This is a genomic window from Litoribrevibacter albus (assembly GCF_030159995.1).
GTDB classification, from domain to species: Bacteria; Pseudomonadota; Gammaproteobacteria; order Pseudomonadales; family Litoribrevibacteraceae; genus Litoribrevibacter; species Litoribrevibacter albus.
Map to the genome: position 1 here is coordinate 153319 of NZ_BSNM01000014.1, position 13483 is coordinate 166801.

10 protein-coding genes are annotated in these 13483 nt (G+C 43.9%); 6 read left to right on the forward strand and 4 right to left on the reverse strand.

The annotated features are described in order from the left end of the window. Positions 1 to 39: 39 nt before the first annotated feature. Entirely contained in the window at positions 40 to 2310 is a 2271-nt protein-coding gene (gene clpA / locus QQL66_RS11010; RefSeq protein ID WP_284381389.1) for an ATP-dependent Clp protease ATP-binding subunit ClpA, read from the forward strand. A 41-nt stretch (positions 2311 to 2351) separates the two neighbouring features. On the opposite strand, the gene infA is transcribed toward clpA, so the two are convergent. The 3 genes from infA to aat all read right to left on the reverse strand — a co-directional run bounded on the left by infA (position 2352) and on the right by aat (position 4129). Continuing rightward, positions 2352 to 2570 carry a translation initiation factor IF-1 gene (gene infA / locus QQL66_RS11015; protein WP_284381391.1) on the reverse strand — a complete coding sequence of 73 codons (219 nt, stop codon included), beginning with the start codon at positions 2568 to 2570 and terminating at the stop codon, positions 2352 to 2354. 127 nt (positions 2571 to 2697) lie between these two features. Then, complete coding sequence (locus QQL66_RS11020) at positions 2698 to 3399, reverse strand: arginyltransferase (RefSeq protein ID WP_284381392.1); 702 nt, start codon at positions 3397 to 3399, stop codon at positions 2698 to 2700. Positions 3400 to 3430: 31 nt separating this feature from the next. Then, the gene (aat, locus tag QQL66_RS11025; protein WP_284381393.1) at positions 3431 to 4129 is read right to left on the reverse strand and encodes a leucyl/phenylalanyl-tRNA--protein transferase; all 699 of its coding nucleotides are present in this window, start codon (positions 4127 to 4129) and stop codon (positions 3431 to 3433) included. 127 nt (positions 4130 to 4256) lie between these two features. On the opposite strand from aat, the gene QQL66_RS11030 reads away from it, so the two are divergent. Further along, a complete protein-coding gene (locus QQL66_RS11030) occupies positions 4257 to 4742 on the forward strand; it encodes a DUF2846 domain-containing protein (RefSeq protein WP_284381395.1) in 486 nt (161 codons plus the stop codon). A 47-nt stretch (positions 4743 to 4789) separates the two neighbouring features. Then, a complete protein-coding gene (locus QQL66_RS11035) occupies positions 4790 to 7684 on the forward strand; it encodes an insulinase family protein (RefSeq protein WP_284381397.1) in 2895 nt (964 codons plus the stop codon). 98 nt (positions 7685 to 7782) lie between these two features. Here QQL66_RS11035 and xthA read toward each other — a convergent pair whose 3' ends face one another. Continuing rightward, positions 7783 to 8601: an exodeoxyribonuclease III gene (gene xthA, locus QQL66_RS11040; protein WP_284381399.1), complete on the reverse strand. Its 819-nt coding sequence runs from the start codon at positions 8599 to 8601 to the stop codon at positions 7783 to 7785. Positions 8602 to 8769: 168 nt separating this feature from the next. Between xthA and QQL66_RS11045 the strand changes: the two genes are divergently transcribed. The 3 genes from QQL66_RS11045 to QQL66_RS11055 are packed head-to-tail and all read left to right on the forward strand — an operon-like array spanning position 8770 to position 13461. Next, a complete protein-coding gene (locus QQL66_RS11045; protein ID WP_284381401.1) occupies positions 8770 to 11412 on the forward strand; it encodes a DNA translocase FtsK in 2643 nt (880 codons plus the stop codon). Between the two features lie 27 nt (positions 11413 to 11439). Continuing rightward, entirely contained in the window at positions 11440 to 12081 is a 642-nt protein-coding gene (gene lolA / locus QQL66_RS11050) for an outer membrane lipoprotein periplasmic chaperone LolA (protein WP_284381404.1), read from the forward strand. Positions 12082 to 12102: 21 nt separating this feature from the next. Further along, positions 12103 to 13461, forward strand: coding sequence for a replication-associated recombination protein A (locus QQL66_RS11055; protein ID WP_284381405.1), 1359 nt, complete (start codon positions 12103 to 12105; stop codon positions 13459 to 13461). Positions 13462 to 13483 lie beyond the last annotated feature (22 nt).

Below are 13483 nucleotides of genomic sequence, written 5' to 3' on the forward strand. Positions count from 1 at the left end.
TAAGCTTGTACTACCAGATGTTATTTGAGGTGACTATATATGCTCAGTAAAGATCTAGAGCTAACTCTGAATGTTGCTTTCAAGGAGGCAAGGACTAAACGTCATGAGTTTATGACGGTTGAGCATTTGCTCTTGGCGCTTCTTGATAATGATGCAGCTTCTAGTGTGCTAAAAGCATGTGGTACGGATATATCAAAACTAAGGGCTGATTTGTTGGAATTTGTCGATTCTACGACACCGTTGATTCCTGAGGCTGATGAGGATAGGGAAACTCAGCCAACATTAGGGTTTCAACGCGTTCTTCAAAGAGCGGTATTTCATGTTCAATCTTCAGGAAAGTCTGAAGTTACTGGTGCCAATGTACTGGTTGCTATATTTAGTGAGCAGGAGAGTCAGGCTGTTTATTACCTAAAACAGCAGAACGTTGCTCGTATAGATGTCGTTAATTACATCTCTCATGGAATTTCAAAAGTTTCTGATGGTGATCATCAAGAAGAAGGACTAGGTTCTACTGAATCTCAAGAGGAAGGCGCAAGCGCTGATTCTTCGGAAAGTCCTTTGGAAGCTTACGCTACGAATCTTAATGTGCTTGCTCAGGAAGGAAAAATTGATCCTCTGATTGGGCGAGACAAAGAAGTTGAGCGTGTTATTCAGGTTCTGTCCCGCAGACGGAAGAACAATCCTTTGTTGGTGGGTGAAAGTGGCGTTGGTAAGACAGCCATTGCAGAAGGACTGGCGCGTCTTATTGTTGAAGGTAATGTGCCTGATGTCATCAAAGACGGAGTGGTCTTTTCATTGGATCTGGGTGCTTTACTTGCTGGCACGAAGTACCGTGGCGACTTTGAGAAGCGTTTCAAGGCTTTGCTTGCTGAGCTTAAAAAGAAAGCGCATGCGATTTTATTCATAGATGAAATTCATACCATTATCGGTGCAGGTGCTGCATCTGGTGGTGTGATGGATGCGTCTAATCTTTTAAAACCTTTGCTGAGTGGCGGTGAAATTCGTTGTATTGGTTCTACGACCTTTACCGAGTTTAGAGGTATCTTTGAGAAAGACAGTGCGTTGGCGCGTCGATTCCAGAAAATTGATGTCGTTCAGCCATCAGTTGAGGATACTTTTGAGATCTTAAAAGGCTTGAAGGATCGTTTCGAAGACTATCATCACGTGAAGTACGATGAAGAGGCGCTTCATGCGGCAGCCGAGCTTTCTGAGCGTTACATCAATGATCGACATCTTCCTGATAAGGCCATTGATGTTATTGATGAGGTCGGTGCTTATCAGAAGCTGCTACCGGAAGAGTTGCGCAAAAATCGAATTGAAGTTTCTGACGTAGAATCGATTGTTGCGAATATCGCCCGTATTCCACCTAAGAGTGTTTCTTCGGACGATAAAGATCTTCTCAAAAACCTTGATGGTGAATTGAAGAAAGAAGTTTATGGTCAGGATGAAGCTATTGATACTCTTTCTTCGGCAATTAAGCTCTCGCGTGCTGGTCTTAAATCACCAGAGAAGCCAATGGGGTCGTTTATCTTTGCTGGTCCTACTGGGGTGGGTAAGACAGAGGTTACTCGCAAGTTGGCGGAAGTCTTGGGTATTGAGCTGGTCCGGTTTGATATGTCTGAGTACATGGAAAGTCATACCGTATCTCGCTTGATTGGTGCTCCTCCTGGATACGTTGGTTACGATCAGGGTGGTTTACTAACCGAGGCGGTAAATAAAACGCCTCACTGTGTGTTATTGCTTGATGAGATTGAGAAGGCGCACCCGGAAGTATTCAACCTGCTTTTGCAAGTGATGGACCATGGTACGTTAACCGATAATAACGGGCGTAAAGCTGATTTCCGTAATGTCGTGTTGGTTATGACGACCAATGCGGGGGCTGAGGTCATGAGTCGTAGATCTATTGGTTTTGCCTCTCAGGATCACAGTACCGATGGTATGGAAGAGCTTAAGAAGACGTTCACACCTGAGTTCAGAAACCGTTTGGATGCGGTAATTCAGTTTGCACCTCTAAGTGTCGATATCATTCAAAATGTGGTTGATAAGTTCGTTGGTGAGCTACAGGCACAGTTGGATGATAGAGATGTTGTTCTTCATCTGGATCAAACTGCTAAGGTTTGGTTGGCTGAGCATGGCTATGATGAAAAAATGGGTGCTCGACCAATGTCTCGATTGATACAGGATGAGCTTAAAAAGCCACTGGCTGAGAGTATTTTGTTCGGAGAGTTGGCTGAATCAGGAGGGGATGTCTTTATTACGGCTGACGAAGAGGGAATTAAATTGTCAGTTGAGGCACACGAAGCGGTTTAGGCCGCTTCGTCTTATCAGTTAAATAACTGATGAGATAGTGCTTAGCGAGCGCGATACACGATGCGGCCTTTGCTAAGGTCGTATGGTGTAAGTTCCACTTTAACTTTGTCGCCAGTAAGAATACGGATGTAGTTTTTACGCATTTTACCTGAGATATGCGCAGTTACTACGTGGCCGTTTTCTAATTCAACGCGGAACATAGTATTTGGAAGGGTATCAACAACCGTTCCTTCCATCTCAAAATGGTCTTCTTTTGCCATTCAAGCTCTACCTTAATAGATTGGTTACCAAATAATGGTGGCGAATTGTGCACTAATTTTATTCAATGTGCAAAACCTGATCGATATATTTTGGATATTTTTTACTGATGAGGTTGTTGTTAGTTCTTTAATTTAGTTCAAAATCTTTCCAGTTGCCGTTAATAAATAATTCCAGAGGTTGGTACTTGGATTTATAGTTCATTTTTGAGCAGTTTTGGATGTAATAGCCCAAATACAGATAAGGGTGTCCAACTTGTTTAGAGATGCTTATAAGCTGAAGGACACTGATAACCCCCAAGCTTAGGTAATCGTAATCGGGGTCGAAAAAGGTATAAACCGCCGACAATCCGTCACTTAATGAGTCAAATTGGTTGATGGCGATGGTTTGATCTTCAAGTTTTATTTCTAAAAAGAAATTAAAGCCAAAGTTTTTGCATAAAAAACTTTCGTATTGTTGTCTATCAGGCGGGTACATGTCACCGTCTGAGTGTCTTAATTCAATGTACTTTTTATAGAGAGAAAAATCAGATTCATTAAAATCTGCTTCTCTGATAGAGAAGGTCAGATGCTTTGCTTTATTCAAGATTCTTTTTTGGCTTTTACTTAGCTTAAAATCTTTGAGTCTTATTCTGGACGATTGGCAGGCGTTACAGCCGTCACATTGCGGCTTGTAGAGCATGTTTCCGCTTCTTCTGTAACCCATTTGGCTCATGGCGGTAGTAAGTTCTTGGGTTATGGGTAAGTCAGGGTCAACAATTAATGAGCTGCTTTCTAAACCTTCTAGATAATTGCAGGGGCTATCAATGGATTGGTATAGCTTAATTTCCATAATGAGATTTCTATGATACGTGTTCGTGCGTCTAAAGAAGGGTTAGGTCTACTTTCATTGTAGACATTCCAAAGCGGTCTAGATTGTTAGAAAGGTGTTTCTCGAATTCCGCTCTTTGGATTTCTATGGCACCTAAACTAACCAGGTGACTGCTTGTTACTTGGCAGTCAATGAGAAGGAGATTCTGGTTTTTCATAAATTCGCTAAGTGCGTATAGAGCCAGTTTGGATGTATTGGATTTCTTTGAGAACATGGACTCTCCAAAAAAAATCCCACCAATGGCAACACCATAAAGGCCGCCAACAAGTACTTGATTATTAAAAACCTCGATTGAGTGAGCATATCCCAAGTGATGGAGCACGTTGTATGCTTCTTTCATGTCGTCGGTAATCCAGGTGCCATTCTGGTCTTTTCGTTCTTTGCTGCATTCCTCTATAACGGCATCAAAACATGTGTTGCTGCGAATTGAATACTTTGATTGTCGGAATAACTTTTTTAAGCTCTTGGATGCATAAAACTGCTCAGGGAGTAACACGCATCTTGGGCTTGGTGACCACCACATAATTGGTTCATCTTCAGAAAACCAGGGGAATATGCCTTGAGAATAGGCATTGAGTAGTCGCTTGGGAGCGAGATCTCCACCTGCAGCTAATAATCCATTTGGATCATCAAGTGCTTCTTCGGTGCTAGGGAAGTCATAGCTATTGTCGTCTAACCAGGTAATGTACATAGTGTTTTATGAAATTGCCGTTTTTTGAACTCAGAAAGTGATAAAGTTTTGATTATTGTCTGGCTTTCTTCATAGAATGAACCAGAATGTTAAGGCTAATGACTTGTTTTTATTGTAGAAAAGATAAATGAACACTTATTTGAAGATTATTATACTCACATTTTCCGTGTTTGTGCTCTCAGCGTGTTCCTCACAGGATACGGTTCCGACTCTGCTTGGTTTTAATGAAGAGGTCTTGGACTCATCCGAAAGTAGGCTAGTGATCTACAGAGAGCCTGTGCAAGAGGTTGAGAAGAAGTCTCCATATCTTTACATTAATAACCAGAGTTATGGCCAGTTTAAAGATAATTATTATTCTGTCGTATCTGTTGAGTCTGGTTTTTATCACCTGACGGTGAAGGAAATTGATTCGATAACGAATCTTTATGGTGAGGACGATTGGCCTGTAAGGCCCAAGACATTGGCGGTTTCTATTGCGCCCGGTCAGGAAAAATTTATCCGTTACACGGTGCGAATAAATGATTCCGTATTTGATTGGTATGATGCTGTTTTTGAAGAAGTCCCCAGAGAAAAAGCCATGCAAGATCTGGACTTTATGGCGAGACAAAGGTAGAAAAGGCACTTTTTTACTAGCACTTACAAATCTGACGAGAAAGTTTTATGAGTTCCGGCAACCCGTTTAAGCTCGTGTCAAAGCGAGAAATTGAAAGCCTGCATGTTACGTTAGAGGCTTATGAACACATTAAAACTGGCGCCAAGCATTATCATCTGGCGACGGATAACAAAGAAAATGTGTTCTTAGTTGCTTTGAAAACGGTGCCGACGGATTCCACCGGCGTGGCTCATATTCTGGAACATACGGTATTGTGCGGCAGTGAGAGATTTCCTGTTCGTGATCCATTTTTCATGATGATCCGTCGTTCATTGAATTCTTTCATGAATGCGTTTACCAGCAGCGACTGGACTGCGTATCCATTTGCTTCTCAGAACCGTAAAGACTTTGATAACTTGCTGGAAGTTTATTTGGATGCTGTTTTCTTTGCGAATCTTCATCCGCTGGATTTTGCTCAAGAAGGTTATCGAATAGAAGTCAAAGATCCTAAGGATGCTGCTAACAGTAATCTGACTTACAAAGGTGTCGTCTTCAATGAGATGAAGGGGGCGATGAGCTCACCGGTCAGTAAACTTTGGCATACCATGAGTTCTCATTTGTATAAATCCACGACCTATCACTTTAACAGTGGTGGTGAGCCAAAGAATATCCCGGATCTGTCCTATGACGAGCTTCAAGCGTTTTATAAAAAGCATTATCACCCAAGTAATGCAGTATTTATGACGTTTGGTGATATCCCGGCTGAGGAGCATCAGAAAAAATTTGAAGCCCTAGTTCTGGATCGCTTTGAAAGAAGTGAGCATGACATTCATGTTGGTTCTGAAACTCGTTTTACCGCTCCAGTAACCGTTGAAGATTATTATCCGTCAACCGATCCAAATGATCAGACTTCAGTGATTCTTGGATGGTTACTTGGGGAATCTACCGATCTTCAAGAGTTGTTGGCAGCGCAGTTTGTGTCTAATTTACTTCTGGATAACAGTTCCTCCCCGTTGCGTAAGTACCTTGAGACCTCCAAGTTGGCAGAAACGCCTTCTCCTTTATGTGGTTTGGAAGATTCCAATCAGGAAATGGCGTTCTTATGTGGACTTGAGGGAATTAATCCTGAAGATGCAGATGTTTTTGAGAAAGAAATCATTGCGTTGTTTGAACGTTTGTCTGAAGAGGGCGTTCCATTAGAGCAGCAGGAAGCAGTTCTTCATCAACTGGAAGTGTCTCAGCGTGAAATTGGTGGTGACAGTTATCCTTACGGTTTGCAGTTGATTTTATCCAGTTTGGCGGCTGCGACGCATGGTGTGAATCCTGCTGACATCCTTGATATTGATCCTGTGCTTCTGGAGCTTCGCGAGAAAATTCAAGATCCTGAATATATCAAAGACTTGATTCGTCATTTCTTTATTGAGAATCAGCATCGCGTTTGTCTTACCATGAAGCCAAGTGCGGATTTGGTTGAGCAAGAGAAGGCTGAGGAAAAAGCTCGGTTGGCTGAAATTAAGGCAGGAATGTCAGAGCAAGATCTTCAGAATCTGATTGATGTTGCTAATGAGTTGAAAGAACGCCAAGAGCAGGAAGATGATATTTCTATTCTTCCGAAAGTTGAGTTGTCGGATATTCATTCTGATATTCCAAGGCATGACCCGGAGATTTCTTCAGATAAAGCGCTTTTCAGCTATGTATGCGGAACCAATGGGATTTCGTATCAGCAGGCTGTGTTTGATTTGCCGGTACTAACTGAGCAGGAATTGGGGTGGTTACCACTCTATACCTCCATGGTCACGGAAGTAGGGTATGGCGAGCTCAGCTATGATCAAGCTCAATTAAAACAATCACAAATTGTTGGGAGCTTGAGTGCCTATTCTTCTTTAATGGTGGATGAAACAAATCCGGATGCAGTTAAGGGATATATTCATTTCTCAGGCAAAGCTCTCAACACCAAAGTTAGTGAATTTGTTCCTTTACTCAAAGATGTAATTTCTACGGTTAGGTTTGATGAAACTGACCGCGTGTGGGAACTGCTTCTTCAGATGAAACATCGCAAGCACCAATCCGTGACCGGATCAGGGCATTCATACGCAATGCTTGCTTCTTCTGCTGCATGGAGTTCTTTGTCAGCCATAAATCATAATCTAGGCGGCTTAACGGGTATTCACCGTTTGATGGAGCAGGTTAAGGATATTTCATGTCTTGATCAAATTATGCCGATCCTCAAATCCATTCATAGCAAAGTAATTAGTAGTCCTGTCCGTTTGTTGGCGTTAGGGGATGGTCAGGGGCTTGGGTCTCTACAAGATCAGGTTTCTAAGGTATGGACTGAAGGTGAGTTTAGCCAAAACATGACATCGTCTCAGATGATCGTGACCCCTGCTGAAAAGAAACAAATCTGGACGACAAGTACCCAGGTTAACTTTGTTTCGAGAGCCTTCAAAACCTGTATGCACACAGATCCGGATGCGGCTCCATTGACTATCTTGTCCAGTGTGCTTCGTAACGGCTTTTTGCACAGAGCAGTACGCGAGCAAGGTGGGGCGTATGGTGGCGGTGCTAATCAGGATAATGCAGCAGGGGTATTCCGTTTCTATTCTTATCGTGATCCTCGTTCGTTGGAAACTCTTGATGATTTTACCAAGTCTGTCGAATGGTTCCTGTCTAAAGAGCATGGCTTTGAGCCAATTGAAGAAGCCATTTTGGGTGTGGTGGGAAGCATTGATAAACCAGCATCACCGGCAGGAGAGGCTCGACAAGACTTTCACAATCGTTTGATGGGGCGTTCTTATGAAGATCGTCATGACTTCAGGGATCGAATTCTTGGGGTAACTGAGGATCAGCTCAAAGCTGTTGCTGAGAAATATCTACTGAATGCTGAGTCCAGTGAAGTCATTATCACGAGTGATGAACTTGCAAACTCTTTAAATCTAACCGATTGGTCGCACTATCAGTTGTAGCTTCTGGTGAAGGATAGGCTTAATCGAAAATGAGTCTATTAGGCCCTGTAACTCTGCTTGTTCATAAACAGAGTTACAGGGCCTTTGTGTTTCTAAGGTTACTTGAAATCAAATGATGCCCAAACCGGGGCGTGATCTGATGGCTTTTCCATGGCTCTGATGTCGTAGTCAACTTCAGCGGCAGTTAAGCGCTCGACTAGAGGCGTCGTGGCTAGAAGGGTGTCAATTCTCAGGCCGCGTTTTGGCGTGTCATCAAATCCTTTGCTTCTGTAGTCGAACCAGCTGAATCGATCAGTCGTGTCCGGTTGTAGAATTCGGAATGTGTCTTTGAATCCCCAATCTTTTAGGCGATCAAACCATTCTCTTTCTTCTGGCTGGAATGAGCACTTTCCTGTTTTTAGCCAGCGCTTTCTGTTGGGTTCGCCAATGCCAATATCTTTATCTTCCGGAGATATGTTGAAATCGCCCATAACAATAATGTTCTGATCTGGTGAGAACTCGTTATTGAGCTGATTCATTAAATCTTTGTAAAACTTTCTCTTGGCAGGAAACTTTGTTTCGTGGTGAATGCTTTCACCTTGAGGGAAGTAGCCGTTGCATACAAACACGCTTTCGCCGTTTGCCGCTTTAAACTCACCAATGATCCAGCGCTTTTGGTCTTCTTCCGTGTCGCCAGGAAACCCTTTTTGGATAGAAATCGGGGCTTCTTTATAAAGCAGAGCTACACCGTAATGGCTTTTCTGACCAAAATAGCTTACTTGATAACCAAGATCTTCGATCATCTTGACCGGAAACTGAGGATCGTCAACTTTGGTTTCCTGTAATCCGATAACATCCGGGTTGTGTAGTTCAATTAGCTTTTCGATCTGATGAGGTCTGGCTCTTACACCGTTAATGTTGAAACTAATGACTTTCATAATGATTCTGTATTTTGAGTGAAAAATAAGTGGGATAATGCAGTAATTGATGCCATTTTTCTATGTTGAGTTTGTCAACATTCGAAGCTAATGAGAGGATTGCGCTGGCAAGCCTCTCTGAGATTTCTTATTATTCTCACTTTTACACTAAAACCACAGGAAGACGGTTTGAAAGAACAAAGCGCTCAAGCTTCCCGAACGGCCATTCCCAAAGAATTATCCCAGAGACTGTTGAAAGAAGGCATATTAATCCTTCTGATTGCAGTTTGTGCCTTCTTATTTATCTCGTTAATCAGTTACGACGTAAATGACCCTGGATGGAGTACCTCCGCGACTCATCAAGTGGTGCACAACTCTGGAGGTAAGGTTGGTGCGTTTTTTGCAGACATTCTGCTGTCCTTCTTCGGGTATATGGCATATCTACTGCCGATCCTGATTATCTGGCGCGCTGTTAAAATTATCCGTGAGAAGCAACATGCGCTTGTTAATCCCTTTATGTTGATGTTGCGCTTTACCGGACTGATAGTGTTCTTGTTGTCTGGCGCGAGTCTGACGGCAATGCATTTTCATGTGTCTCAGGAATTATTGCTTCATGGCGCTGGCGGAATCATTGGTCGAGCCTTATCAGAAGCTCTCTATCTCCGTTTTAATCTGCTGGGTAGCACGCTCATTTTATTAGCCTTATTTTGTATTAGCTGTTCTATGTTTACCGGCGTCTCCTGGATTAAGTTCTTCGAGAATGTGGGACGAATTACATTTGCAGTGCTACGACTTTTTGCCAAACAATCTCGACAAGTTGCCAGCTACAGTAATAACAAACTTCAAGCACGGGCCGTAAAAACTGCTGAACTTAAGAAAGCGAAAGCTGAGCGGAAACGCGAACCGGTAATGATCAGCAGTATCGTGGAAGAAGTGTCTACCGAACCAGAGATTGGGGATATCGACCGAATTGCACAGGTAGTTGAGAAATCTACGGCAAACACTGAGAAGCCAAAACGAGGGCGCACTGAAATCGACCTCGAACTGCCATTGGAGATTACTGAAGACGCAGTCTCAGAAGTTAAAGAGAAGAAATCGTTAAAAGACCGGCTTCTAAGAAAAGATAAACCGTCCAAAGAGTCTACTGAAAGCAATCCGAAAGAAAAGAAAGGTGATATCAAAGGGGCAATTAAAACCGCTCCAGGCATTGGTGAGGACGACGCCAACGCACCGAAGATTACACCGCTCAAGACCGAACAGAAGTTAAGTGATCGAACTGAGAAAGAGAAACAAGGGGATCTATTTCCAGGTGAAGTGGTTGGCGTACCGCCTTTATCGATCCTGACGCCACCGGATAAAAATCAGGAGACAGGCTATTCACCAGAATCATTAGAAGCCATGTCTCGATTAATTGAGCTAAAACTCAAGGATTTTGGCGTGATTGCCAAAGTTAAGGAAGTTTGCCCTGGCCCGGTGATTACCCGTTTTGAGATTGAGCCTGCAGCGGGTGTCAAGGCCGCTAAGATTAGTAACCTTGCTCGAGATCTGGCTCGGTCGTTAGCTGTGGTCAGTGTTCGTGTTGTAGAGGTTATTTCGGGTAAAACCTATGTCGGGATAGAAATACCTAACGAAAATCGGCAAATGGTCCGCTTGAGTGAGGTGCTTGGTTCCAATCGTTACGATGATGCCGTATCACCTTTAACACTAGGGCTGGGTAACGATATTGCAGGCGAACCTGTGATTGCTGACTTAGCTAAAATGCCTCACTTGTTGGTTGCTGGTACTACGGGTTCAGGTAAGTCGGTTGGGGTAAACGCCATGTTGGCGAGTATTCTGTTCAAGTCTACACCTGAGCAGGTTCGACTGATTCTAATTGACCCTAAAATGCTCGAACTTTCCATTTATGATGGTATTCCTCATCTCTTAACGCCAGTTGTAACGGATATGAAAGATGCGGCTAACGGTCTGCGTTGGTGTGTGGCGGAGATGGAGAGACGCTATAAACTCATGTCGAAGTTAGGGGTTCGAAATATTGCTGGGTACAATAAAAAAGTACTCGATGCTATCAATGCAGACGAACCTATTTTAGATCCTATCTGGAAGCCTGATGAGCTTTCGATGACGCCAGTGGATGAACAAGTGCAGCCGTATCTGGACAAACTGCCTTTCATTGTGGTGGTGATCGATGAATTTGCTGACATGATGATGATTGTCGGTAAGAAAGTTGAAGAACTTATTGCCCGTATTGCCCAGAAAGCACGTGCTGCTGGTATTCACTTGATTCTGGCAACTCAGCGCCCGTCTGTGGATGTAATCACTGGCTTGATTAAAGCCAACGTCCCGACCCGAATGGCCTTCCAGGTGTCTTCAAAGATTGATTCCAGAACGATTTTAGATCAGGGCGGCGCAGAGCAGTTGCTTGGTCATGGTGATATGTTGTACATGCCACCCGGCGTAAGTAGTCTGATTCGTGTGCATGGTGCGTTTGTGGATGATGATGAAGTTCATGCCTTGGTGGATGAATGGAAAACCAGAGGTGAACCTGAATACATCGATGATGTCGTATCTGGGGTTGGTGAAGAGGGCATGTTACCGGGCGAGAAACCGGAAGGGGGTTCTGGGGACAGCGAATCTGATCCGTTATTTGATGAAGCGGTGGCGTTTGTCACTGAAACCAGAAAAGCCTCTATTTCTTCTGTACAAAGAAAATTGAAAGTAGGTTATAACCGTGCTGCGAATTTGGTCGAAGCCATGGAAGCGGCCGGGATTGTTACTGAAATGGGTACGAATGGTAGTCGTGAAGTGTTGGCACCGCCTCCGCCACCTCGATAATTATTGATTAGCACTAGGATTGTTTTTGTGACCGTGATTTTACGAAGTTTTTCTTTAGTTTTGTTAATGCTGATGACCGCAGTATCTCAAGCAGCAGACTCAGGTGATCGACTCTCTGCCTTACTTGAAGGTATGAATGCATACTCTGCCAACTTTGAACAAACCACTCATGACGCTCAGGGCACTGTTAAACAACGTGGTAAAGGGCAGTTTATCTTAGAGCAACCAGGACGTTTTCGCTGGGTAGTGAAGGAACCGTTTCCTCAGACTATCGTTTCTGATGGTGAGTCTGTGTGGGTGTATGATCCTGATCTCGAGCAGGTGAGCATTGATTATCTGGACGAACGTGCGGCTAAAACGCCTGCTGTATTGCTTTCTGGGTCATCTGAAGAAATCCGTAAACACTATCGTATTTCTGACAGTCGTGACACGCTTAAAGAAATGTTTATCCTGAATCCAAAGGATGAGGGCAGCCTGTTCACTATGCTTGTTCTTAATTTCGTGGATGATCAGTTAGTGGAAATGCAAATAGAAGACAGCCTTGGGCAGTTCACTAAAATTGTATTCACTGGTGTAAGTTTGAATCCGTCTTTAGCTAAAGATACCTTCAGTGTTTCATTTCCAGACTATGTGGATGTCCTGGATAATCGTAAAGCTGTTGGTCAGTAGTCTTGGTGTTCTTCTCAGCGCATGAGTAATGATCTATTTAGCAATGAAGAGCAGCAGGCTAAAGCTCGTTTCCAGCCTTTAGCGGCACGTTGTCGTCCAACCACTTTGAGTGGCTATATTGGCCAGCAACATTTGTTAGGTGAAGGCAAACCGTTGCGTAAGGCCATTGAAGCGAATCAACTTCACTCCATGTTGTTGTGGGGGCCACCTGGGGTCGGGAAAACAACTTTAGCCAGAATCATTGCCCATAGCTGCAATGCGGAAGTGATTGAAATATCTGCAGTGATGTCTGGTGTGAAAGACATTCGGGCGGCGGTAGATCAAGCTAAGATGCATTTGTCCCAGGGACGTCGAACCTTGGTGTTTGTTGATGAAGTTCATCGATTCAATAAAACGCAGCAGGATGCGTTTTTGCCATACGTTGAAGATGGTACTTTGGTATTCGTCGGGGCAACCACCGAAAATCCGTCCTTCGAAGTGAATAACGCCTTATTGTCCCGTGCGCGGGTTTATAAACTTCAATCTCTGAATGATGATGAAATTGAGCAATTGCTACGAGTTGCGCTGTCGTCAGATGACGAGCTGTTGTCTCAGGGCGTTTCCGTTGATCCGGATGCATTAAGTTTGCTTGCAGCTACAGCGATGGGCGATGCCCGTCGTGCTTACAATCTTTTGGAAGTCTCAATTCAGATCGCCCAGGCTGATTCTCAAACGGAAGGCTCTCTCTTAATCGATCTGATAATCGCAGGGCAAGCTCTTGCCAATGAAACCAAACGGTTCGATAAGCAAGGGGATGCGTTCTACGATCAAATTTCTGCGTTACATAAGTCCGTAAGGGGCTCGTCGGTTGATGGTGCTTTATATTGGTTTTGTCGAATGCTGGACGGTGGCTGTGATCCTCTGTACATCGCGCGTCGCGTCGTTCGAATGGCCAGTGAAGAGGTGGGTAATGCCGATCCGCGTGCGTTAGAAGTGTCATTGAATGCCTGGCAAGTGCAAGAGCGGCTTGGCAGTCCGGAAGGTGAGTTGGCCGTCGCGCAAGCGATCTGTTACATCGCTGCCGCGCCGAAAAGTAATGCAGTGTACACAGCGTACAACAGAATGCGGGCCATCGTTGCTGAAACGAAAGACTATGAAGTACCAATGCATATCCGGAATGCACCTACTGAACTGATGAAAGAACATGGGTTTGGTGATGGCTATCGATACGCTCACGATGAACCCAACGCATATGCGGCTGGAGAAAACTATTTCCCGGAAGCCTTGAAAGATATCAAGGTCTATCAGCCTGTAGATCGTGGCTTAGAGAAGAAAATTTCAGAAAAGCTGGAATGGTTAAAACAGTTGGATGATCAGAGTGATCATAAACGTTACGATTAGTCAGTGGCGTATTCGTTCCAGC

Bases quoted from the DNA above. Each gene is read 5' to 3' on its own strand.
- clpA (WP_284381389.1), top strand. From the start codon at position 40: ATGCTCAGTAAAGATCTAGAGCTAACTCTGAATGTTGCTTTCAAGGAG.
- infA (WP_284381391.1), bottom strand. From the start codon at position 2,570: ATGGCAAAAGAAGACCATTTTGAGATGGAAGGAACGGTTGTTGATACC.
- QQL66_RS11020 (WP_284381392.1), bottom strand. From the start codon at position 3,399: ATGGAAATTAAGCTATACCAATCCATTGATAGCCCCTGCAATTATCTA.
- aat (WP_284381393.1), bottom strand. From the start codon at position 4,129: ATGTACATTACCTGGTTAGACGACAATAGCTATGACTTCCCTAGCACC.
- QQL66_RS11030 (WP_284381395.1), top strand. From the start codon at position 4,257: ATGAACACTTATTTGAAGATTATTATACTCACATTTTCCGTGTTTGTG.
- QQL66_RS11035 (WP_284381397.1), top strand. From the start codon at position 4,790: ATGAGTTCCGGCAACCCGTTTAAGCTCGTGTCAAAGCGAGAAATTGAA.
- xthA (WP_284381399.1), bottom strand. From the start codon at position 8,601: ATGAAAGTCATTAGTTTCAACATTAACGGTGTAAGAGCCAGACCTCAT.
- QQL66_RS11055 (WP_284381405.1), top strand. From the start codon at position 12,103: ATGAGTAATGATCTATTTAGCAATGAAGAGCAGCAGGCTAAAGCTCGT.